This window comes from Pseudomonas sp. C321, from assembly GCF_055407105.1.
Map to the genome: position 1 here is coordinate 833,432 of NZ_JBUZRB010000001.1, position 22,965 is coordinate 856,396.

Annotated in this window: 22 protein-coding genes, 1 other RNA gene and 1 riboswitch; of the genes, 9 read left to right on the top strand and 14 right to left on the bottom strand. The window is 59.8% G+C overall.

Features of this window, described 5'->3' with window-relative positions; translation table 11 throughout:
• Positions 1–75: 75 nt before the first annotated feature.
• Both rnpB and rsmI read right to left on the bottom strand, forming a co-directional pair.
• An RNA gene (gene rnpB / locus ACZRJ6_RS03910) (RNase P RNA component class A) lies at positions 76–429 on the bottom strand.
• 94 nt (positions 430–523) lie between these two features.
• Complete coding sequence (rsmI, locus tag ACZRJ6_RS03915) at positions 524–1,429, bottom strand: 16S rRNA (cytidine(1402)-2'-O)-methyltransferase (protein WP_178114381.1); 906 nt, start codon at positions 1,427–1,429, stop codon at positions 524–526.
• Positions 1,430–1,616: 187 nt separating this feature from the next.
• Between rsmI and ACZRJ6_RS03920 the strand changes: the two genes are divergently transcribed.
• The 4 genes from ACZRJ6_RS03920 to ACZRJ6_RS03935 all read left to right on the top strand — a co-directional run bounded on the left by ACZRJ6_RS03920 (position 1,617) and on the right by ACZRJ6_RS03935 (position 5,076).
• On the top strand, positions 1,617–3,428 hold the full coding sequence (locus ACZRJ6_RS03920) for a penicillin-binding protein activator (RefSeq protein WP_463967151.1): 1,812 nt from the start codon (positions 1,617–1,619) through the stop codon (positions 3,426–3,428).
• The gene (locus ACZRJ6_RS03925) at positions 3,428–3,799 is read left to right on the top strand and encodes a YraN family protein (protein ID WP_133099832.1); all 372 of its coding nucleotides are present in this window, start codon (positions 3,428–3,430) and stop codon (positions 3,797–3,799) included. Before ACZRJ6_RS03920 ends, ACZRJ6_RS03925 begins: the two co-directional genes overlap by 1 nt.
• A gap of 105 nt (positions 3,800–3,904) precedes the next feature.
• A complete protein-coding gene (locus ACZRJ6_RS03930) occupies positions 3,905–4,498 on the top strand; it encodes a phosphoheptose isomerase (protein ID WP_133099833.1) in 594 nt (197 codons plus the stop codon).
• Positions 4,495–5,076: a BON domain-containing protein gene (locus ACZRJ6_RS03935; RefSeq protein WP_149410924.1), complete on the top strand. Its 582-nt coding sequence runs from the start codon at positions 4,495–4,497 to the stop codon at positions 5,074–5,076. The genes ACZRJ6_RS03930 and ACZRJ6_RS03935 overlap by 4 nt, the downstream gene beginning before the upstream one ends.
• 69 nt (positions 5,077–5,145) lie before the next feature.
• Here ACZRJ6_RS03935 and ACZRJ6_RS03940 read toward each other — a convergent pair whose 3' ends face one another.
• From ACZRJ6_RS03940 to ACZRJ6_RS03970, 7 genes are all read right to left on the bottom strand, one after another.
• Positions 5,146–5,916 (bottom strand): YiaD family glycine zipper/OmpA-like lipoprotein, encoded by a 771-nt coding sequence (locus ACZRJ6_RS03940; protein WP_149410923.1) that lies wholly within the window; start codon positions 5,914–5,916, stop codon positions 5,146–5,148.
• Between the two features lie 200 nt (positions 5,917–6,116).
• A complete protein-coding gene (locus ACZRJ6_RS03945; RefSeq protein WP_463967152.1) occupies positions 6,117–6,758 on the bottom strand; it encodes an MBL fold metallo-hydrolase in 642 nt (213 codons plus the stop codon).
• 54 nt (positions 6,759–6,812) lie between these two features.
• Positions 6,813–9,551, bottom strand: coding sequence for a LuxR C-terminal-related transcriptional regulator (locus ACZRJ6_RS03950; RefSeq protein WP_463967153.1), 2,739 nt, complete (start codon positions 9,549–9,551; stop codon positions 6,813–6,815).
• 190 nt (positions 9,552–9,741) lie between these two features.
• Complete coding sequence (locus ACZRJ6_RS03955) at positions 9,742–11,106, bottom strand: DUF1329 domain-containing protein (protein WP_463967154.1); 1,365 nt, start codon at positions 11,104–11,106, stop codon at positions 9,742–9,744.
• Between the two features lie 43 nt (positions 11,107–11,149).
• Positions 11,150–13,009: a DUF1302 domain-containing protein gene (locus ACZRJ6_RS03960; RefSeq protein ID WP_463967155.1), complete on the bottom strand. Its 1,860-nt coding sequence runs from the start codon at positions 13,007–13,009 to the stop codon at positions 11,150–11,152.
• 334 nt (positions 13,010–13,343) lie between these two features.
• Positions 13,344–15,026, bottom strand: a complete 1,683-nt coding sequence (locus ACZRJ6_RS03965; RefSeq protein WP_463967156.1) for a fatty acid--CoA ligase — start codon at positions 15,024–15,026, stop codon at positions 13,344–13,346.
• 131 nt (positions 15,027–15,157) lie between these two features.
• Positions 15,158–15,790 (bottom strand): LysE family translocator, encoded by a 633-nt coding sequence (locus ACZRJ6_RS03970; RefSeq protein WP_463967157.1) that lies wholly within the window; start codon positions 15,788–15,790, stop codon positions 15,158–15,160.
• 84 nt (positions 15,791–15,874) lie between these two features.
• On the opposite strand from ACZRJ6_RS03970, the gene ACZRJ6_RS03975 reads away from it, so the two are divergent.
• The 3 genes from ACZRJ6_RS03975 (at position 15,875) to ACZRJ6_RS03985 (ending at position 18,713) form a co-directional block, all read left to right on the top strand.
• Positions 15,875–16,840: a 2-hydroxyacid dehydrogenase gene (locus ACZRJ6_RS03975; RefSeq protein WP_463967158.1), complete on the top strand. Its 966-nt coding sequence runs from the start codon at positions 15,875–15,877 to the stop codon at positions 16,838–16,840.
• 30 nt (positions 16,841–16,870) lie between these two features.
• Complete coding sequence (locus ACZRJ6_RS03980; protein ID WP_463967159.1) at positions 16,871–17,869, top strand: methyltransferase; 999 nt, start codon at positions 16,871–16,873, stop codon at positions 17,867–17,869.
• Between the two features lie 50 nt (positions 17,870–17,919).
• Positions 17,920–18,040, top strand: a riboswitch (yybP-ykoY riboswitch).
• A gap of 88 nt (positions 18,041–18,128) precedes the next feature.
• Positions 18,129–18,713, top strand: coding sequence for a TMEM165/GDT1 family protein (locus ACZRJ6_RS03985; protein WP_463967160.1), 585 nt, complete (start codon positions 18,129–18,131; stop codon positions 18,711–18,713).
• A 43-nt stretch (positions 18,714–18,756) separates the two neighbouring features.
• On the opposite strand, the gene ACZRJ6_RS03990 is transcribed toward ACZRJ6_RS03985, so the two are convergent.
• The 4 genes from ACZRJ6_RS03990 to ACZRJ6_RS04005 form a co-directional block, all read right to left on the bottom strand.
• Positions 18,757–19,566, bottom strand: a complete 810-nt coding sequence (locus ACZRJ6_RS03990) for a M48 family metallopeptidase (protein WP_463967161.1) — start codon at positions 19,564–19,566, stop codon at positions 18,757–18,759.
• Between the two features lie 235 nt (positions 19,567–19,801).
• Positions 19,802–20,422, bottom strand: a complete 621-nt coding sequence (locus ACZRJ6_RS03995; RefSeq protein ID WP_463967162.1) for an SOS response-associated peptidase — start codon at positions 20,420–20,422, stop codon at positions 19,802–19,804.
• Between the two features lie 36 nt (positions 20,423–20,458).
• Entirely contained in the window at positions 20,459–20,719 is a 261-nt protein-coding gene (locus tag ACZRJ6_RS04000; RefSeq protein ID WP_463967163.1) for a putative signal transducing protein, read from the bottom strand.
• 31 nt (positions 20,720–20,750) lie between these two features.
• Positions 20,751–20,933, bottom strand: coding sequence for a CPXCG motif-containing cysteine-rich protein (locus ACZRJ6_RS04005; RefSeq protein ID WP_149410910.1), 183 nt, complete (start codon positions 20,931–20,933; stop codon positions 20,751–20,753).
• A gap of 144 nt (positions 20,934–21,077) precedes the next feature.
• Here ACZRJ6_RS04005 and ACZRJ6_RS04010 point away from each other — a divergent pair, with 144 nt between their 5' ends.
• Entirely contained in the window at positions 21,078–22,241 is a 1,164-nt protein-coding gene (locus tag ACZRJ6_RS04010; RefSeq protein ID WP_463967164.1) for a 1-acyl-sn-glycerol-3-phosphate acyltransferase, read from the top strand.
• A 36-nt stretch (positions 22,242–22,277) separates the two neighbouring features.
• On the opposite strand, the gene ACZRJ6_RS04015 is transcribed toward ACZRJ6_RS04010, so the two are convergent.
• Complete coding sequence (locus ACZRJ6_RS04015) at positions 22,278–22,535, bottom strand: hypothetical protein (RefSeq protein ID WP_463967165.1); 258 nt, start codon at positions 22,533–22,535, stop codon at positions 22,278–22,280.
• Positions 22,536–22,717: 182 nt separating this feature from the next.
• Between ACZRJ6_RS04015 and ACZRJ6_RS04020 the strand changes: the two genes are divergently transcribed.
• Complete coding sequence (locus tag ACZRJ6_RS04020; protein WP_133099850.1) at positions 22,718–22,927, top strand: hypothetical protein; 210 nt, start codon at positions 22,718–22,720, stop codon at positions 22,925–22,927.
• Positions 22,928–22,965 lie beyond the last annotated feature (38 nt).

Sequence of the window (22,965 nt, forward strand, 5' to 3'; positions counted from 1 at the left end):
GCCAACGATTTGGCAGGGAGGGATTCTTGCGTTACTACCAGGTTTCTGCCCGAGATTCAGACAGAGGGGAAAAAGGTGGAGAGTCGATCTATAAGCCGGGTTCTGTCTTGAACAGTCATTCGTCTACGATGGCCATCACTGGACATCTTTAGCAACCTACCCGGTTCCAGCGCGGGCCACGCCTTGGAACCCTATTTGGTCTTGCTCCAAGTGGGGTTTACCTAGCCACGAACTGTTGCCAGTCGTGCGGTGCGCTCTTACCGCACCTTTTCACCCTTACCGGCACCGAAGTGCTTAGGCGGTTATTTTCTGTGGCACTTTCCGTAGGCTCACGCCTCCCAGGCATTACCTGGCACTTCGCCCTATGGAGCCCGGACTTTCCTCCCCCCCCTAATTTTCATAGAGGGCAGCGACTGTCCAATCGACTCTCCGCCGCAAAGATTAACGGCACGAGCCCTTCAGAACAAGCTTTAAAGCCAGCAGTGCCATCATCTTCCGACGTATCGCAGGTTAAACGGCGGAACTATTCACTCTTCTGCTTATCGAGCGCGGCCTGATAAAGCACATTCTTGCGCACGCCGGTAATTTCCGCCGCCAGGGCGGCTGCACGCTTGAGGGGCATCTCTTTAAGCAGCAAATCCAGGACCCGCATCGCCTCGCTACCGACAGCATCTTCGCTTTCCGGTGCTGACCAGCCCGCCACCAGCACCACGCATTCGCCGCGCTGCTGGTTACTGTCACCCTCGACAAACGCGCGCAACGCTTCCAACGGCAGGCCCTTGAGGGTTTCGAAAGTTTTGGTCAGCTCCCGTGCCAGCAACGCCAGGCGCTCACCACCAAACACCAGCTCCATGTCTTGCAGGCATTCAAGAATGCGGTGCGGGGCTTCATAGAAGATCAGGGTGCGCGGCTCTTCCTTCAACAATTCAAGACGCGCCCGACGCCCTACGGCCTTGGCCGGCAGAAAACCTTCGAAGATGAAGCGGTCCGACGGCAAACCGGCCGCAGACAATGCCGCAATCAGCGCGCACGCTCCCGGAACAGGCACTACATTGATACCAGCAGCCCGCGCCTGACGCACCAGGTGGTAGCCAGGATCGGAGATCAACGGCGTGCCGGCATCGGAGATCAGCGCCACATCATCGCCAGCCAGCAGTCGGGTGATAAAGCGGCTACCCTCCTCACGCTCGTTGTGCTCATGGCAAGCCGCAAGCGGTGTGGAAATACCGAAATGCTGCATTAAACGCAGGGAATGGCGAGTATCTTCAGCGGCAATCAGTTTGGCTTCACGCAACACTTTCAATGCCCGCGCACTGATGTCGTCCAGGTTGCCAATGGGCGTCGCCACCACAAAAAGCGAGCCAGCAGTGGAATTCAAAGGACCTGGAGCAGTCAAAGCGCACACCTCGATGATTGGCAAAAGCCACATTGTAGCGCGTAGACGTCAAAAAAAATGCGCCACCGGGATCGCTCGCGGCCTGCCTGTTTGTTGACTTTGGTAGTGCCCGGCAATATTTACACGATCTAAATAGACGGTTTCACGCCAGTAACATCGCGCCCCGGCCAGTGCTTGGGTACAATTCCACGCTTATTTGATCGGTATCAGGAACACTTACATGATCGCTTGTCTGCGGCTGTTCTCTGCCCTCTGCCTCGCTGCCCTGTTGGCGGCTTGCGCAAGCTCGCCCTCGTCCAGCCTTGGCGACCTCCCACGGACTCCGGATGCCAGTATCGAGCAGCTGCTCGAACAGGCCGCTTCGGCCAAGACGCCTGAAAAAGCCTCGCTGCTGCGTCTGAGCGCGGCGGACCTGGCTTTCCACCAGAACAATCCCGGACGTTCCGCGCAGATACTTGCGCAAGTGCCACTGGATAGCCTCAAGCCTGCGGGACAGGTATTCGCCAGCACCCTGGCGGCAGAACTGGCCATGACCCGCAACCAGCCCAAGGCGGCGTTGACGGCCCTGAACCATCCAAGCCTGCAAAACCTCAAGGAGCTGCCGCCGGAACAGCAGATCCGTACGGGCACCGTGCATGCACGCGCTTATGAAGCTGATGGCCAGACCCTGGCCGCCGCTCGCGAGCGTGTCGACATGGCCCCGCTGCTCAGCGGCGACGCGGCCAGCAGCAACCATGAAGCCATCTGGACCTTGATTGCTGCCTTGCCTGCAGAGCAACTGCAAGCGACCAATAACCCAACGCTCGACGGCTGGATCAGCCTCGCCCTGGCAGTCAAGAGCGCCGGCACCCTGGAACAACAGCAAGCCGCCATCGACACATGGCGCGCCCAGAACCCTGGCCACCCTGCTGCAACCCAACTGCCGCTGCCGCTGATCAAGCTCAAGGAGCTGGCCAGCCAGCCCTTGAACAAGATCGCCCTGCTGCTGCCCCAGGAAGGTCCGCTGGCCGCAGTGGCCAAGGCTCTGCGCGAAGGCTTCATGGCTGCGCACTACCAGGCTGAGCAAGCCGGGCAAAAACCACCGATCATCGAGTTCTACGACAGCTCGCGCCTGACCTCCATTGATGATTTCTACAACAAGGCCCAGGCTGCCGGTGTGCAACTGGTGATCGGCCCGCTGGAGAAACCGCTGGTCAAGCAACTCAATGCTCGCCCGCAATTACCTATCACTACCCTCGCCCTGAACTACAGCGAGGGTGACCAAGGTCCTGCGCAACTGTTCCAGTTCGGTCTGGCTGCCGAGGACGAAGCCCGCGAAGTCTCCCGCCGTGCCCGCGCCGACGGCCTGCACCGCGCAGCCGCCATGGTGCCGAAAGGCGAATGGGGTGACCGCGTATTCAAGGCCTTCCGCCAGGACTGGGAAGCCAATGGCGGCACCGTGATCGGTGTCGAACACGTTGACCAGCCGGTCGCCTTGGCCCAGCAGATTGCCGATCTGTTCCAGTTGCGCCAAAGCGAAGGTCGCGCCAAGAGCCTGCAAAGCACCGTCGGCACCGATGTTTCCGCGCAGCCATCGCGCCGCCAGGACATCGAGTTCATCTTCCTGGCCGTAACACCGCAGCAAGCCCAGCAGATCAAGCCGACCCTGAACTTCCAGTACGCAGGTGATGTGCCGGTGTATGCCACCTCCCACGTATTTAGCGCCAGTGGCGACAAGAACCAGTACCTCGACATGAACGGCATTCTGTTCTGCGAAACGCCATGGCTGCTCAATACCACTGATCCGTTGCGCAATCAGGTCGCCGCACAATGGCCACAGGCTAACGGCAGCCTGGGCCGGCTCTACGCAATGGGCGTTGACGCCTACCGCCTGGCCCCACGCCTGGGTCAGCTCAAGGCACTGCCGGACACTCGCATTGACGGCCTCTCCGGCAGCCTGGGCATGACCCCGACTCAGCGGGTCGAACGCCAGATGCCATGGGCACAGTTCGTCAGTGGCCAGGTTCAACGCCTGCCCGATACCCCGCGCTGATGCCCCAGCGGTCAAGCGCACAAAGCGGCAAGGACGCCGAACTTCAAGCTCTCAAACACTTGCAACAACAGGGCCTGCGGCTGGTGGCGCAGAACTGGTTGTGCAAACGCGGCGAGCTTGATCTGGTCATGCTTGACGGCGATACAGTAGTATTCGTCGAAGTCCGCTACAGAAAACACGCACAATGGGGTGGCGCGCTCGCCAGTATCGACGGGCGCAAGCGTCAAAAGCTGATACTCGCCGCGCAGTTTTTCCTGCTGAGCGAGCGTCGCTGGGCCGATTACCCCTGCCGTTTCGATGTGGTCGCCATAGAAAGCACCCCGCACGGAACCGCCGATCTGAACTGGCTGCGCAACGCGTTTGACGGCTGACCAGCACTCAGGCCAGGCCGGACATATTCACCGCACACTTTTGCTCTTTGCTTTGCGGGCTGCACATTCTTGTGCCAAACAGCCGCGCTACTTAAGGTCACACAGATGGACATGCAATCCCGAATTCGCCAGCTTTTCCAGGCCAGTATCGATACCAAGCAACAGGCGATGGACGTACTTGCACCGCACATCGAGCAAGCCAGCCAAGTCATGGTCAACGCCCTGCTCAACGAAGGCAAAATGCTTTCGTGCGGCAACGGCGGTTCGGCCGGCGACGCCCAGCACTTCTCCTCCGAGCTGCTCAACCGCTTTGAGCGTGAGCGCCCGAGCCTGCCGGCCATCGCCCTGACCACCGACACCTCGACGATCACTTCGATCGCCAACGACTACAGCTACAACGAAATCTTCTCCAAGCAAATTCGCGCCCTCGGCCAACCGGGCGATGTACTGCTGGCGATTTCCACCAGTGGTAACTCGGCGAACATTATTCAAGCGATCCAGGCCGCACATGATCGTGAAATGATTGTCGTAGCATTGACCGGCCGTGATGGCGGCGGCATGGCCTCGCTGCTGTTGCCCGAAGACGTGGAGATCCGCGTCCCGGCCAATGTCACCGCACGTATTCAGGAAGTCCACCTGCTGACGATCCACTGCCTGTGCGATCTGATCGACAGCCAACTGTTTGGGAGTGAAGAATGACCGTTAACCGTCTCAGCCTATTGGCCCTTACGCTGTGCCTCGGCATCAGCGGCTGCAGCTCGGTAATCACCGCGAGCCGCGACACACCGATCAACGATGACAAGGGCACCCGTACGTTCGGCAGCAAGATCGATGACTCGTTGATCGAAACCAAGGTCGCCGTCAACGTCGCCAAGGCCAGCCCGGATCTGGGCAACGGCGCGTCGCGCATTGTCGTGACCAGCTTCAACGGTGTGGTGCTGCTCGCCGGACAAACTCCGCGCACTGACCTCAAGGCCCAGGCTGAGCAAGCGGCCTCCACCGTGCAACGGGTCAAAAAGGTCCACAACGAGCTGCAGGTACTGCAACCCATCACGCTCCTGGCAATCAGCAGCGATGCGCTGCTGACCACCAAGATCAAGACGCAGATGCTGACCGATAGTGCGATTCCCGGCTCACGGATCAAGGTCGTCACCGATAACGGCATCGTTTACCTGATGGGCCTGCTGACTCAGCAGGAAGCCACCCGCGCCACCAACCTGGTGCAGGGCGTATCCGGGGTTCAGAAAATTGTGAAGCTGTTCGAGTACATCGATTGATGTAACCGGGCCGCAACAAAAAAGGGCGCCGTGCATTGATTGCACGGCGCCCTTTTTATTGGCTTGCGGTTACTGGTACTGCTGGTAGGGATTGCCCTGGAACTGGTTGTTCTGCTGCGGCGCTTGTTGCTGCTGTGCAGGTTGGCCGTACTGCTGGCCAGGAATCGCCTTGAGGTTGACCTCGACACGGCGGTTCTGCGCGCGGCCATTGACGTCGGCGTTGCTGGCAATCGGGTTATCCGGGCCAGCACCACGTGCCGACAGGTTGGCACCACTGACACCCTGGGAGGTCAGGTAGGTCGCCACGCTTTGCGCACGACGTTGGGACAGGTCCATGTTGAGCTGACGAGTGCCGGTGCTGTCGGTGTAGCCGACAATTTCGATCTGGTTCTGATTGAACTCCTTCAAGGAGTTCGCCAGGTTATTCAGGGGCTGGTAGAAGCTGGGAGCAATGTCGGCGCGGTTGGTGGCAAAGGTGATATTACCCGGCATGATCAGCTTGATCTGATCGCCCTGGCGCTGAACCTCGACACCGGTATTGGCCATGCTTTCGCGCAGTTTCTTTTCCTGCTGGTCAGCGTAGTAGCCATAACCTGCAGCGCCGATACCGGCGACGGCGGCGCCGATCAGCGCACCCTTGCCACGGTTGTTATGGTCAATGGCCGCACCGGCCAACGCACCAGCCAGTGCGCCAAGCCCGCCGTACTTGGCGGTTTTGCTCATGCCTTGCGACCCCTCGTTCGCCTGTCCCTGGCTACCATCATAAGGATTGGGTGAAGCACAGCCCGACAACAAGGCTACAGCCGTAGCAACAACAAGCAGACGACGCGAAGTGAACATGGAGAAGCTCCTACTTTTGCATTCTATGATGCAGAGGACATTGGCAATGGACCTGTGTCGAGGTTTGAACACGACAAACGGTAAAAATTCCGTGTTCGGCCCCGGTCCTGTAACAAAAAATCAGGGCAAGCGTGGCTACAGAAACCGTAGCAGAAGCTCATAAAATCGGACCTGCCTTTTTGCTACAACGCTTCTCAACATCAAGCCCTGACAAAGGGGTTCTCACGCATTTCATCCCCCAGCCGCGTGTCCGAGCCATGGCCGGTTACCACCGTCGCGTCCTCATCCAGGGTGTAAAGCCGTTGTTTGATGGACCGCACAATGGTCGCCTGATCCCCACCCCACAGATCCGTGCGCCCGACGCCGCGCCGAAACAGCGTGTCCCCGGCGATCAGCAACTTGGCATCGGCAAACCAGAAACTCATGGACCCCGGTGTATGCCCAGGCGTGTGCAAGGCCACACCGCAGCCACAGGCCAACTCCTCATCGTCGGCCAACCAGCGGTCCGGCGAAGGTACCGGCGTGTAGGGCACACCAAACATCTGGCATTGCATTTCCAGGTTGTCCCAGAGGAATTGATCCTCCTTGTGCAGGTGCAGCGTGGCGCCGGTCTTTTCCTTCAACTGGCCGGAAGCCAGGAAGTGATCAAGATGAGCATGGGTATGGATGATGCTCACCACTTTCAGGCCCAAGGCATCGAGCCGCGCCAGGATCAGCTCATGGTTGCCACCTGGGTCAACCACGATGGCCTTTTTAGTGATGGGGTCGCCGATGATGGTGCAGTTGCACTGCAACGGGCCGACGGGGAAGGTTTCGCGGATCAGGGCGGGCACTTGGGACATCGGGTTGGCTCGGTATGCTGTGATGAGGCGATTCTGGCACAAAATGCACGACACCTACCCCAACAACCCCATCTCCTGCGCCCTCGCTACCGCCTGTGTGCGGCGCTCAACCCCCAGCTTGCTGTTGATATGGCTGGCGTGGGTCTTGACCGTGTGCAGGGAAATAAACAGCTGATTGCTGATTTCCTGGTTCGAGCACCCTTGTGCGATCAGGTGCAGCACCGCCAGCTCTCGCACACTCAGGGTTTCGCAGGTGTGCGCAGCCTCGACGGGTTCGCGAGGGACGATGGCCGGCAATAACGCCAACAGGCTTTGGTTCAGCAGGTCATGGGGGGCGTGGCCGAGTTGTTCCCGCGCCCAGTCGGGATAACGCTTCAACAGTGGCTGGAAGGGCTGCAATGCGCCTCCAGCGGACGCTTCAAGTGCCTGGGCAAACACCGGGCGGGCCAGGGACTCCTGACCACACTCCAGCAACAACAGCGCCTGCTGGGTCAGCGCCATGAGAGCGATCATCTGTCGGCCGTCCTGTCGAGCCCGCTGTGCCAGTTCGTCAAGCCTTTGGAGCGAGGCTGCGGGCTGATGACGAATCGCGTCCAGTGCAGCTTGTTGCAGCTCGATATGTTGTGGCAGGTGTGGATGAAACTCCGGCGCCGCCGCAGCCTGTCCACCGTTATAGGTTTGCCCCAGGCGTGTCAGCCAGGCTTCGGCCAGGTCGGTGCGGCCCTGGGCCAGCCACAATTCGCATTTGATCAGGGTGATCATCGCCAGGTAGTAGATCGGCGGCACATCCCAGATATGCATCAGCCGTTCAGCCTCGGCCAGTTCGGCAAAGGCCTTGGGGAAATCCCCGCGACGGCCTTCAAGATTGGCGATTACGCAATAGCCGATCAGCACGCTGATATCCCGGCAGGCACGGGCCTCGGCCAGACCAGCGCGTAGGCGCAACAGGCCAGCCTCAGGCTGGCAGCGCATCAGCAACAGATATCCCTCGTACAACGCCAGACGCGCGCGCGCTGCATACAGGCGCTGGGGAGCCAAGCCTTGCAGACGTTGCAGGCCCTGGCGCACCTCATCCAAAGAGCGCAGGATTTCGCCGCGTGCCTGCAGCACGCGCGCACGGTCGTAGTGGGCCAAGGCCTCAAACAGCGGATTACCAACCCGTTGCGCCAGCTCCAGGGACTCGCGATTCAGGCCACGGGCGCGCCATAGGTCGGCGTCGACGATGGCCAGGTTGGACAGCGTCGACAGGCACATCAGCCGCTGGCCATAACGCTTCTGCGGCAGGCTTTCCAATGCCTCGTTGCAATACAGCTGGGTCAACTCGCGGTTACCGCGCCCACGGGCGATGATCCCGCTAAGCGCCAACCACTGGGCAAGCATCGACTTCTGCGCGGTGGCCGACGGTGCTGGCAGGAATCGGCTGAGGTGGCTGGATAACTCTTGCGCCGCATCCAACTGGCAAGCAAGCCCCAGGGCCCAGCTATAAAGCACGATCAAGCGCGGCGTGCTGATCAGCAAGCTGTCGGGCAAGTCCATCTTCCAGCGCAGAAGCATGCCGACGTTCTGTTCGGCCAACAGCTGTTCTTCGGAAAGATTTTGTACCAGGTTCGCCGCCACATCCAGATGGCCGGCGCGCAACGCTTGCTCCACGGCCTCATCGAGCAAGCCCTGGGTATTGAACCAGCGACATGCCCGCAGGTGCAGAGTGGCGGCCGGCAATACCGCATTGGTCGCACGCCGGGTACGCAACAGATCGGAGAACAGGTGGTGATAACGGAACCAGTGGCCCTGCTCATCCAGCGGCACCAGGAATACCTGATGAGCTTGCAGGTAACGCAGGATCTCGGCGCTATCGTGGGCTTCACGCACAGCGTCACACAGTTCGCTGCAAAAGCGTTCCTGGGACGCAGTGTCGTAGAGAAACCCCTGCACCTCCGGCGGCAGACAGTCGATCACCTCTTCAAGCAGGTAATCACGTATCAGCCCTTCCCCGCCGTGCAAGCCTTGGGGCAAGGCGCCGTCGCTACCGGCTTCGGAAGCCGCCAGCAACCAGAAGCGCAGGCCGGCAACCCAGCCTTCGCTGCGGCGGATCAGGTTGTCCAGCGCCTCGCCGCGCAATGAACTGCTGTGCCGGTCGAGTAAGGCCAGGGACTCATCGTTGGTCAGGCGCAGGTCTTGCTCATGCAGCTCCAGCAAATGCCGGGACAGGCGCAAGCGCGCCAGGTGCCAATCCGGACGCTGGCGACTGGTAACCAGCACCAGCAGGCCATCGGGCAAATGATTGAGGAAAAATTGCAGGCAACGGTCGAGCACCGGGCCCTGGGCCAGATGGTAGTCATCCAGCACCAGCAACAGGGGTTTACGGGTGGACAAGTGGACCGTCAGCTCATCGAGCAGGCCATCGAGCCATTCTTCAAAGGCGAACGGTTGATGGCGCTGACGCATTTTCAGCAGGCCCAGGGCCTGGGCGCCCAATTGCGGGAAATACTGTTGCAAGCCATCGAGCAGACGCTCAAGGAAACGCCCCGGATCACTGTCACGCGAGCTGAGCCCCAGCCACAGGCTTTGCCAGTGGGGCGCCAGGCTCTGGCAGAACTCCACCGCCAGCGAACTCTTGCCGAACCCGGCCGGTGCGCTGACCAGCAACAAGCGCCCATGCAGGCCAGCGCTCAGCCGTTCGCACAGGCGTGGTCGCAACACGTAGCCATCCGGCAGTGGGGGTCGATAGAAGCGCGCTTCCAGGGACGGGATTACCGCGCTGGCAGGCCCTTGAATTCGGGACAGATCAGTCATCGCCGGGCTCTTGTAATAGGCTGTGGTCGGCATTGCAGATGTCCGCAGACTAGCGGTAAAAGCTGCAGCTTTGTAGATCTTTGCAACAATTGTCTGAAAAAGACTACAACAAGAAATATTTGGAGCCGCAAAAAAAACGCCCCGAACCAGTCGGGGCGTTTTACGAGGATGCGGCCTCGTTTAGAGCACGTTAGCGAACACCCTCTTGGCGCAATGCCGCAGGGGTGAAGTCGCTGGTGGTGGCGGTGAAGCCGAAATCATAGGCCTGCTTCTCTTCGTTCTTCATACCCAGAGCCAGGTAGCGCCCAGACTGCAGGTCGTAGAGGGTTTCCAGGGCGTACCACGGCACTTGCTTGTCGTAGTAGTTCTCACCATGAGCTTCAGCCACACGCCACAGTTGGCCACGACCGTCGTAGTGATCGATCACGGCTGCCTGCCAGGTGTCTTCGTCGATGTAGAAGTCACGCTTGGCGTAGATGTGACGCTGGCCTTCCTTCAGGGTAGCGACCACATGCCAGACCCGGCGCAGCTCGTAACGAGCCAGGTCCTGGTTGATATGGCCGGCCTTGATGATGTCGGCGTACTTGAGCTTCGGATCGTCGAGCTTGTAGCTGTTGGAGGCGATGTAGATTTCCTTCTTGCCTTCCAGTTTCCAGTCGTAGCGATCCGGGGCACCGTTGTACATATCGAGGTTATCGGAAGTACGCAGGCCATCGGCAGCAGTACCCGGCCCGTCATACGACACTTGCGGCGCCCGACGTACACGACGCTGACCGGCGTTGTAGACCCACGCCGAACGCGGCTCCTTCACTTGGTCGAGGGTCTCGTGCACCAGCAGCACACCACCAGCCAGTCGAGCCGGCGCGGTCACTTTCTGCTTGAAGTAGAACAGGATGTTGCCCGGGTTCTTCGGATCGTAGTCCTTCATCTTGTCGCGGAACACGAACTGGTCCTGGAAGTACACCAGGCTGTAGGAGCCGTTGGCTTGTGGCGTGGCCTGGGTCACCAGGCGCGTCACGCTGCCGCCGCGGTAGCGGGTAATGTGGTTCCAGATCACCTCGACGCCGGTTTTTGGAATCGGGAATGGCACGGCGGTTTCGAAGTTTTCCAGACCATTGCCGCCGGACACCAGGTTGGTGCTGGTGGCGTTTTTCTTGATGGAGGCGAACACCTCCGCCGGCACGGTCGCGCCACGATGGGACGGATAGACCGGCATCTTGAAGGATTCCGGGTAGCGCTTGAACATCGCGTACTGCCCCGGCGCCAGCTTATCCTTGTACTGCTCGACGTTCTGCGCGGTGATGGTGAACTGCGCTTGCTCACTGGCGTAAGGGTTGGCCAGGAATCCCTTGGCATCCACGGCGCCGGCATTGGTCGCCAACGGCTTCCAGGCCGGGATGGTACCCGCCGCATTACCGGCCATTTCCGCACCCATCGGGGTCAGGCTGGTGCCCAGCTTGGCGGCTTCATCCGCCGACACCGCCGCCATGACGCTGCCGGCCATTATCGACAGCCCCAGCACACCCACGTGCAACAGACTTTTGGTTATTTTCATGTTCTGGTCTTCCTGAAAATACATGCTGCTTGAAAGAGTGTGCTTAGAAGTTCACGCCGGCGCTGAGTGCGACAAAGTCGCGGTCATCCACAGTGCTGAAGTCGCCACCGAAGAAGTTGGTGTAGTTCAGGCTGACGGTGTAGGTGTTCTGGTACTCGGCATCGACACCCAGGCTGACAGCCTTGCGGCCCTCTTCGAAGTTGGCGCCAGGGCCAGGGGAGTAACCCTTGACGTCATGGGACCAGGCCACGCTTGGCTTGAGGTTGACCCCAGCGACCACGTCCGGGTATTCCCAGATGGCCCGAGCGCGGTAGCCCCAGGAGGTGGCGGTGGTGAAGCCGTCGTTGTTGCAGTTGGTGTTCAGGCCCGCTGCGTTCGGCAGCCCTGCGCCCGCGGCGGTGGAGTTATTGAGGGCATTACAGAAACCACCGGGCAAGGTGCCGGGGCCGAACACCGGGTCGCGGCCATAACGGGCCTCGGATTTGCTTTCCAAGCCACCCACATGCGTTACACCGATTTCGCCGACGGTGGTCAGGCGGCTCGCGCCCATGACCTGGTCAAAGAAATGCGTGAACGTGGTCTGGAACTGGGTGACTTCCTTGCGGTTGTAACCGTGCAGGTCCTGGCCTGGACTGCCTTTCAATACCGAGGCATTGCCAAAACCCGGGATCGGTGTGACGCCGGCGAAGAGGATGTCGGTAGTACTCAGTTGGACCGGCGCGTTTGGCCGATAGCTCAACTCACCACTCCAGGCAGTGCCGGTAGGCAGCGTGGTGGAGAAGCTCAAGCCATAGAGACGAATATCTTCCGGGTACTCGATGAAGTAGTTGGAGCTGCCCGCGACAATCAACGGCCGCAATCCAGCCAAAGGTCCCAGTGGCCGGGTGAAGGCCGATGATGGAGCACCTTGTGCACTGAAGATCGGCGCACGGCTGTGGTAGTTCATGAAGTACGCGCCGAACTCGGTGTCCAGCGGTTCGAAGTTGTAGTGCATGGCCACGCCGAACTGGCCGCTATCGCGCGCATCACGGTCAGGACCACGACGCACCAGGACACCTTCGTTATTCACGTCCACGCCGAGAGCGTTGAGGGTCGGAAAAGCAGCGCCGGGTATGGTCGAACGCTTGTTCAGCACCCGCAGATTATTGTCGCAACCATCGGACACCACGTCCGGCTGGGAGAAGAACGTCCCGCAGTTATCGGTAACCGTCTGGTCCCATTCCAACTGATAGAAGGCTTCCGCCGACAGGTTATCGGTCAGGGTTTGCGACACGTAGAACATGTTGACCGGGATCAGGCCTTCCTTGATCTCGGCTCCCGGACGACGGAACGCGGACACGTCGATCGGGTTGATGGAGTTGATGCCGCCGCCGATGAAAGTACTCTCACCCCAGCTCACCACTTGCTTACCAAAACGCACGGAACCCGGCTGATCGGCAATCGCATAGTTGTGATAAACGAACGCATCGAGAATCTGTCCGCCAGAAGACTTGGCGCCCTCTTTGCGGTTGTTGTCGCTGATGTCCTTGAACAGACGACTTTCATCCTTGAGTTCAAAGTCGTACCAGTACTTGCCACGCACAAACACACCGGTGTCGCCGTATTTCAGTTCCAGGTCATGAATGCCCTTGAAGATCTTCGAGAACGTTTCACCGCGCTTGAAGTTCAAGTGGCCGTCATCGGAGGTTTGCGACAACCCCTTGCCACCGTTGTTGGCACCGATCAGGTCTTTGTTGGCGTTGGCCGTGGACCAACTGGCCCCCACGGAAAGGGACGAATCGAAGCTGCCTTCGATTTCACCGATGTTGAAACTGACGCCGAATGCGGGCCCGGCGAGGGTCGAGGCAAGACTGACCGCCAGGGGCAATCTCGCCCGGCGCCAGAACTGGTTTACTGAGATCATCGACGCTACTCCATGTGCATTATTGTTATGGCAGTGAGCCCTTTCAAAACATGCTTGTAACGGCCGGAATACAATGATTCCAATGCCGGACGACCGTCGAACCTCCATGGCCCGCAGCGCCGCACCCTTGAAAAACTCTGGGAAGGACTATAGCTAGCAGGGGGTACCGCTTGATCCCTCTAAAGTGTGATTTGCATCACCAACCCGTCTGCCACAGTCCTTTCACCATGTCAGCGAGGGCTGACGTGAGAGAGGATGGCTGAAAATCGGCAAATGACAAGGCGAAGGCTTGTGATAGAGCTTTGCCGTGCTCCGAAGAGCACGGCGAAGGTCATCAAAGGGTGGAGAGGAAGGTGCTGTTATTGGCTTGCCATTCAATAATGTCAATGCGGATACGTTTCTTGTCGAGCTTGCCAACACTGGTCTTGGGAATTTCCGTAACAATGGCAATCTGACTCGGGATCGCCCACTTGCTCAGATGGCCCTGCTCGACAAACGGTTTGAGGTGTTCCTTGAGTTCACGTGCGCCAATTCCATGCCCCTCACGCACCACCAGCAAGGCAAACGGGCGCTCGCCCCACTGCGGATCGGCAATCCCCACCACCGCTACTTCACGTACCGCCGGGTGGCGACTGACCAAGTCTTCAAGAGCCAGCGAAGAGATCCATTCGCCGCCGGTTTTGATCACGTCCTTGATGCGGTCACGAATGTCGATCACGCCAAAGGCGTCGAGGGTTGCCACGTCGCCGGTGTGCATCCAGCCGCCGGCCCACAGCTCGGCGCCCTTCTCCGGTTCTTTGAAATAGCCTTCGCTGAGCCACGGCGCCCGTAGCACCAGTTCGCCCTGGGATTCGCCGTCAGCCGGCAGGAAGTTACCGTCGCCGTCGATGATCGCCGCCTCCACCAACGGCCCTGGCACACCGGCCTTGATGCGGTAAGTAGTGCGCTCGTCTTCGGTGCCGGCGATCAACTCATCGTTGAGGTGCGCGCACGACACCAGCGGCCCGGTCTCGGACATGCCGTAAGCGGCGGTCAACTGAATGCCGCGAGCCTTGGCCGCTTCATACAGCGAGTGGTTGAGAGAGCTGCCGCCGATGACGATTTTCCAGCCGCCAAAATCCACGCCCTGGGCGGCCTTGGCGTTGAGCAGCATTTGCAGGATGGTCGGCACGCAATGGGAGAACGTGACATTCTCCTTGCGCCACAGCTCCACAAGGTATTCCGGGTCGTAACGACCGGGATAGACCTGTTTCAGACCGAGCATGGTGGCAACGTACGGCAGGCCCCAGGCATGCACATGGAACATCGGCGTGATGGGCATGTAGACGTCGTTGGTGCCCAGCAGGCGCACGCTGTCGACGCTGCCCATGATGGTCGCCACACCGATGGTGTGCAGGACCAGTTGACGATGGGTGAAATACACCCCTTTCGGGTTGCCGGTGGTACCGGTGGTGTAGAAGGTGGTAGCGACCGAGTGCTCGTCGAAGTCTTCGAAGGTGTATTGCGGGCTGGCGGCGGCCAGCAATTGCTCGTATTCGCCCACAAGGTTGGGCAGGTCGGCGGTTTTTTCCGTGCCATCAGTCAGCAACAGGGTTTTATCGACGGTGGTCAACTGCCCGGCGATGGCCTGGTAGAGGCCGACGAACTCGCTGTTGACCAGCACAAAGCGGTCCTCGGCGTGATTCATGGTGTAGAGAATCTGTTCCGGCGACAGGCGCACGTTGATGGTGTGGATCACCGCGCCAATCATCGGGATGGCGAACATGCATTCCAGGTAACGATGGCTGTCCCAGTCCATCACCGCCACGGTGTCACCGGCCTTGACCCCGGCTTCGGTCAGTACGTTGGCCAGGCGGGCAACCCGTTCGATAAGGGTTGGGTAGGTGTAGCGAAGCTTGTCGCGGTAGACGATTTCCCGGGTTTTCTCGTAGCGGGCGCCGGACATCAACAGGCGCTTGATCAACAGCGGGTATTGGTAGGCGCCTTCGGCGGGCGGGATAATACGAGTCTGCAACATACGAATCCCTTTTCTGACTGCACGGTCTGGGCTAAAGGATTTGCACTTTAGAGACCTTGCGCGCCGCTCAAATCAGCCAAAGGAATGATTTGCAGAACCCTGTGAATACTAGCCTTGCGCCAGCAACCGCCTCATTTCATCTCGGTAAACGCCAGCTTCACGCCAATGGCAATCAGCACTACGCCCATGGTCCGGTCGAACCAATGGCCCATGCGGGCAAACCCGGCGCGCACCCGCTGCTGGCTGAACAGCATTGCCACCAGGCAAAACCAGATCGCCGTCGCCACTGCCAGATAAACCCCATAACCGGCCTGAATCGCCAACGGCGTGTGGGGATTGATGACCACGGTGAACAGCGACAGGAAAAACAGCGTGGCCTTGGGGTTCAGGCCATTGGTGACAAATCCCGAGGTAAACGCCCCGCGCGCAGTGCGCTCGCCCGCTTCACGGTGTAGATCGTCTTCGCTCGCAGGCTTGGCCGGTTGGGCACGCAAGGCTTTGAAACCGATGTACAGCAAGTAAGCTGCCGCCGCCCATTTCAGCGCATTGAACAGCACGATGGACTGGGACACGATCAAGCCAATACCGAGCAACGAGTAGCCTACATGCAGGAAAATCGCCGAACCAACGCCCAACGCCGTCCACGTCCCGGCACGCCGGCCATGGGTCACGCTCTCGCGCACCACCACGGCAAAATCCGGCCCAGGGCTGGCCACCGCCAGCAGGTGAATCAGGGCGACGGTCAAGAACTCGGTGAGGTACATGCACACTCCAGGAAGTAACTGATTATTTCATCTGATAGGCTCGGCAGATTACGCCTTTGAATCCTGCCGCAAAAGGTACAGTTGATGACGAACAATCGCCGCGCCGTCTTCCTCGATTACACCTCCCTGGACCTTGGAGACCTTGACCTGAGCGGGTTGCGAAAAACCTTCAGCGACTTGCAACTCTGTGAACAGACCTCGCCTGCGCAAGTTGTCGAACGCCTGCAAGGCGCTCAGGTGGCGATCAGTAACAAGATCCTGCTCAACGCCGAGACTCTGGCAGCGTGCCCCAATCTGAAGCTGATCCTGATCGCCGCCACCGGCACCAATAACGTCGACCTCGCCGCTGCCCGCGCCCAGGGCATTACCGTGAGCAATTGCCAGGGTTACGGCACACCTTCGGTGGCGCAACACACGATCATGCTGTTGCTCAACCTCGCCACGCGCTTGCAGGACTATCAAAAGGACGTCAACGCCGGTCTCTGGCAGCAGGCCAAACAGTTCTGCCTGCTGGACCACCCGATCGTCGAACTGGAAGGCAAAACCCTCGGCTTGCTCGGTCACGGTGAGTTGGGCGGTGCCGTGGCGCGCCTGGCCGAAGCCTTCGGCATGCGCGTGGTGCTGGGAGCAATACCGGGGCGCCCGGCCCGCACCGACCGGATGCCTCTGGATGAGCTGCTGTCCCACGTCGACGCCCTGACGCTGCACTGCCCCCTCAACGAACATACCCACCATTTCATCGGCGCTCGAGAGTTGGCGCTGCTCAAGCCCGGCGCGTTCGTGGTCAATACCGCGCGCGGTGGCTTGATCGACGAGCAAGCCCTGGCCGATGCCCTGCGCAATGGTCATCTGGGCGGTGCGGCTACCGATGTACTGAGCGTGGAGCCGCCGACGGCGGGCAATCCATTGCTGGCGGGCGACATTCCACGGCTGATCGTCACGCCCCACTGCGCGTGGGGCAGCCGTGAAGCACGGCAGCGAATCGTTGGCCAATTGACGGAAAACGCCCAGGGCTTTTTCAGTGGTGCACCGCAGCGCGTCGTCAGTTGATAAACTGAGCCCCTTTTCAAGGAGCAGACCATGGATCCGCGCAGTGAAGTACTGCTTCGTCAGGCCAAACTTTTTCAGGGTGACTTGCTGCTGGCCGGCTTGCCCGCCGACGACTTGCTCGGTCGCCTGCCCAATGCCCATGGCTGGTGCTGGCATGCCGGTGATCAGGCCGCACTGGATGCGCGCTTCGCCGAGCGCAGCCATTTCGGCGTGAATGTGCCCCAGCGTTCATTCGACTCGGTAGTGGTGTTCCTGCCCAAGTCCAAGGACCTGACCGATTACATCCTTAACGCCGTGGCTGCGCGCCTGCCCGGCGCCGAGGTGTATCTGGTGGGGGAAAAACGCGGCGGTATTGAGAGCGCCGCCAAGCAATTGAGCCCGTTCGGCAAACCCCGCAAGCTCGACAACGCGCGGCACTGCCAGCTGTGGCAAGTCACGGTGGCCAACGCCCCGCAAGCGGTTGAGCTGGAGAGCCTGGCCCAGGTGTTTGAGGTGCCGCTGGCCGAAGGGCCGCTCAAGGTGGTCAGCTTGCCGGGCGTGTTCAGCCATGGTCGTCTGGATCGCGGCACCGCGCTGCTGCTGGAGCACCTGGATAAATTGCCGAGCGGCCATTTGCTGGACTTCGGCTGTGGCGCGGGGGTGCTTGGGGCTGCGGTCAAGCGCCGCTATCCTCACAACACCGTCACGCTGCTGGACGTCGACGCCTTCGCCGCCGCCAGCAGTCGCCTGACCCTGGCCGCCAATGGCCTGGAAGCCGAGGTATTGACCGGCGATGGCATCGACGCAGCACCGATGGGCTTGAACGCGATTTTGAGCAACCCGCCGTTCCATGTCGGCGTGCACACCGACTATCACGCCACCGAGAATCTGCTGCAAAAAGCAGCCAAACATCTGGTAAAAGGCGGCGAACTTCGGTTAGTCGCCAACAGTTTCCTGAAGTACCAACCGCTGATCGAAGAGCATCTTGGCGTGTGTGCGATCAAGGCCGAAGGCCAGGGTTTTCGTATCTACCGCGCCAAGCGCGGCTAACGGTCTTTGAAAAAGAAGGCTTGCCGAATGGATTTTGCCGAGGCAGAATCCGTTCCGTCCTAGGGGAGTAGTCTCCCACGAGCGCCACGCTCGTCCGGCATACGTCAACATACTTGGTCAACAGGCCATGGCGTATGCGACCCAGGAGTCCGCACAGACGGACCGGGGTTTGACAAGACCTATGACACGAACACCTTACCCGGGGCGGGAAGGCTGTACGTGTCATAGCCGTGTCGACCCGCCCCTGGAAGCCTACCTGATGCTGGATTCACTTCTCGTTCCTACCGCAATCGTTGCCTTGGCCGAAATTGGCGACAAGACGCAACTGCTCGCCCTCATTCTTGCCGCACGCTTTCGCAAGCCCTGGCCGATCATCGCCGGCATCGTCGCCGCGACCCTGGCCAACCATGCGGCCGCCGGTGCCGTGGGCGCCTGGTTCAGCACTTTCTTCTCGGATGCAATGTTGCACTGGATCCTCGCCGCGAGCTTTTGCGCCACAGCCTTGTGGACCTTGGTGCCGGACAAGCTCGACGATGACGAAGCCAGTACCTCCCGCAAGTTCGGACCGTTCCTGACCACACTGATTGCGTTCTTCCTGGCGGAAATGGGCGACAAGACACAAATCGCCACGGTGATGCTGGCGGCCCAATACCCTGAGCTGTGGCTGGTGATTATCGGTACCACCCTGGGCATGTTGATTGCCAACGTACCGGTGGTTCTGGCGGGGAATTTTGCGGCAGAGAAACTGCCGTTGACCTTGATTCGGCGCCTGGCAGCTTCGGCATTTTTCATTCTGGCAATTGTGGCGGTTTACAAGGCCATGCAAAGCAGTGGGTGGATCTAGCTGCAAGCTGTTTGCTTCTGACTTGCAGCTTGCAGCTTGAAACTTACTGCGGCTTGTAAAGCGGCATCACCTTGGGGATCGCCGCCTGCAACGAGGCGATCCGGCTTTCGGAGGCGGGGTGAGTGCTCATGAACTCAGGTGACGAGCCTTGCGAAGCCTTGGCCATTTTGTTCCACAGGGTGATGGCGGCGTTCGGGTTGTAACCGGCACGGGCGGCCAGTTCCAGGCCGATCAGGTCAGCTTCGTTTTCATTGCCGCGACTGTTAGGCAAGGTCATGCCGTAGTTGGCCACGGTATCGGCCAGCGCCAGGCTGTCCTGACCCAAACCAAACAACGCGCCCGCGCCCTGCTTGGCCATTTCAATGCCGTAGGCCTTGGACATGGCTTCGCGGCCGTGCTCGCGCAAGGCGTGGGCAATTTCATGGCCCATCACCGCCGCCAGTTCGTCATCGGTCAGCTTGAGGCTGTCGATCAAGCCACTGTAGACAAAGATCTTCCCGCCAGGTCCGCAGTTGGCGTTCACCTCGTCGCTCTTGATCAGGTTCACCTCCCACTTCCACTGGGCCGCATCGGGCCGGAAGGTGGGCGCCTGGGCAATCAGGCGAGTGGCGATAGCCTGTACGCGCTTGGCGTTGGCACTAGTCTTGTCCACCATGCCCTTGCCGCTCGCCTCACCCAGCGTCTGCTGGTAAGACTGGGCATACATCTGGTCGACTTCCTGGCTCGACAACATGCTGAACATGTACTGCTTGCGCTCCACACCCACGGCGCCGCCGCTGGTGGTGTTAACCGACTGACAACCAGCGAGCAGCAACGCTGCACTCAATGTACATACCACCAATGATTTCTTCATGAACACGCTCCCTGAAAACATGGCGCGTATCGTAGGCGGGGAATTGTATCGGCGCCAGATACACCAGACGTTTAACCGTTAAATTTCGGATACTTCCCACAACGTCGCAAAAAAATCATACCCGGCCAGCCCCATGACAGCACAGGTATCTACACATCGTGCAGCCCTGCTATTTCCCGTAGCAGCCGTCGAGCGCCTGCGATGAAGCGGGTGCTTGCCCCACAAAAATCCAGGCTCAACCCGGCGTCAGACACTCCGGCCCATTAAGCTTGGGATCATTCACCATATTGGCCAGTACCCGCTCGCGCAGCGCAGCGGGTTCGCTGGCCAGTAAAGCCTGCAAAACGTGCAGCGGGGTCTCGGGGTTGAGCCACGCGTCTTGCCCCGCCGCATCGAGAATCAACGGCCGACGCTGATTCGACGCTGCCTGCGTCACCACCGCCGCGCTCAGCCACACCTGTTCCTGCACCGGATAAGCTTCCCAGATAGCGGCGAAAAACAGCGTCGAGCCCTCTCCCGGCGTCAGCCAGTACGGTCGTTTACGCTGGGTACCACGCCATTCGTAGAAACCATTGGCCGGCAACAGGCAGCGGCGCTGGCGAAAGGCCTCGCGAAACATTGGCTGCTCCGCCAGGGTTTCCGCGCGGGCATGGGCCGGTGTGCGGGACAAGTCGGTCAGCCACGGCGGAGTCAGGCCCCAGCGCGCCCGCGCCAGCTCGTGTTGACCGTTGGTCGCGCGCTGGATCAGCACCGAATCATTGGGGGAAATGTTCCACTGGGCCTTTTGATCGGCCGGGAAGCCCGGCAAGGCAGCAAAGGCGGGGTTCCAGCGAAACAGGGCATAACGTCCACACATGGGGCAACACGACTCTTGGGTAAACCAGCCAACAGCCTAACAGACCAGCACGTCGGGGAAGCTGTCGGCTTCATCGCCGGGAATCGGCAGCGCGCCGTTGTAGGCGGTGATCAACTCCCGGGCGTAAGCGGCCTGTTCGTCCTCCACTGCGAGGGCCAGCAGGCCATAGATCGGCAACTCGCCGGTGCCACCCAGCAAGTCACGCCCCACCAGGTGGGCCTTGATGCCTTCACTGGCGAGCATGCCCTGGAGCAATTCGCCTTCCATCAGGTTTTCCGGTTCGTAGATTCGCTGCATGGCGTACCTTTTTATTCCTTCTCGCGACGCATTATTCGTTTTCGCTGCGCACTTCGAGCATCCATTCACCATCGTGAATCTGCAGCACGAAAGTAATGGGCCGGCAGCACACTGGACAGTCTTCAATATAGGTCTGATCGCCACCGGACAAATCCAGTATCGCCTCGACCGCTTCACCACAATAAGGACAATCGTAGACTTCAGTTTCCAGCATCACGGTCTCCCAAGTGACTTGTGCGTATAATCGCCGGTCTATTTGCAGGGCTATTGTCGTTTGATCCCATTGTTCAGACCGCGCCCTGTCACTTATCGATCCAAACCTTTTACTTACCCTAGCCGTTTCTAACAAGAGAGCATGATGGGCGAATTCGATACCATCCGACCTTACAACGACAGCGAAGTCCCGGCAGTGCTGGCACGGCTGTTCAGTGACAAGGCCTTTCTGGACATCCTGACCCACTTTCGCTTCCCGCGCTTTGCCGGCGCCTTGGGCTGGCTGCTCAAGCCGATAATCGCTTACAAACTGCGCCGTGAGTTCGCCAGCGTGACCACCGTCGCCACACTGCAGGACAAAGTCGAACTCTACGTCGACCACACTATAGATCGCGCGACCGACGGCGTGACCTATAGCGGTGTCGAGCAGTTCAAGTCTGGCAGCGCCTACCTGTTTTTGACCAACCATCGCGATATCGTAATGGACCCGGCCTTCGTCAACTACGCGATATACCACGCAGGCCTGCCGACGCCGCGCATTGCCATTGGCGACAACCTGCTGCAAAAGCCGTTTGTCAGCGACCTGATGCGCCTGAACAAGAGCTTTATCGTGCACCGCTCAATCGCTGGGCGGCGCGAGAAGATGGCGGCGTATCAGTTGCTGTCGGCCTATATCAACCACTCGATCCGCAACGACTGCGAGTCGATTTGGATCGCCCAGGCCGAAGGTCGCGCCAAGGATGGGGATGATCGCACCGAGTCAGCGATCCTCAAGATGTTCCACATGAGCCGCAAGGACGAGCCGTTTGCCGAGGTCATTCAGTCGCTGAACCTGACGCCGGTGTCCATCAGCTACGAATACGACCCGTGCGATTCGGCCAAGGCTCGCGAACTGTACATCCGCGCCACCACCGGCACCTACAGCAAGGCGCCGGGTGAGGACGATGGGAGCATCGCCTTGGGCATTACCGGCTACAAGGGCCGGGTCCACGTCAACTTCGCCTCGCCGATCACCGAACGCTTCGAAGACACCAAACTGCTGGCTATCGAGATGGACCGGCAGATTCTGGGCGGTTATCGGTTGTTTCCGGTGCATTACCTGGCGTATGCCCAGTGGTGCGATACCGACCCGCAATTACAGGTGCCGGCAGCTGCCGAGATGTTCCCGGTAGATGAGCTGACCAAGGCGAAAGCGGAGTGGGAGCGTCGATTGAATGCGTGCCCGAGCGAGCATCGGCCGTATCTAGTGCTGCAGTACGCGACACCAGTACGTAATCAATACCGAGTCAAAGCCGGCATCCCCCTGTAAACCCGACCCACTGTAGGAGCGAGGGGACGCCCGCTCCTACAGGCGGGTGCTGAACCAGGAAACCAGCAGCGCAAGCCCGAGGCCGGCAAAACCGAGTCGGTAGGAAAGACGGTGGACACGCTCGGTCCTCACGTCCAGAAACAGCATCGGCTGGTCGATAGCCCGCTCCTCGCTCTGCGCGGCGAGACTGGCCATCGCTCGTTGCTCCCGCAGGCGGGTGATGAACAGCAGACATGCACCGGGGCAAGCCAGCAACAGGGCAAACGCATTGATCAGTATTGCAGGCAGCGCCATCACAAGCCTCGGTGTAACAGTGTATTGGTATCCATTCAGATACAAACCTGAACGATATGCGCAGCCTGCGCCTGCCAACTCCCTCCTCCATTGACGGCTAATGTATCGAGTAATTTACACCGTCACCTGAACGTCACCTTAACAAGCCACGCTGTTGCCCTTCGAACGCCCGGGAGCTTGTCATGTTGCACGCGCAAAACCAGGATCGGCTGTATCTGATGCCTCAAAACGACGAGCAAGAGGCGCTGGTCGGCGGCCTGGCGTTCAATGTGCAGGATCGGCATTGGCTGGTGTATTGCGCCCTCGGCGGGCATCAGCATGCCGACCTGCCGGAGTTGGATTTGCTGACTGGGGTGAGTGTGCTCGACTTTTATGTCGAAACAGCTGCGTGACAGTTACAGGCATAAAAAACCGGGCTCATCACTGAGCC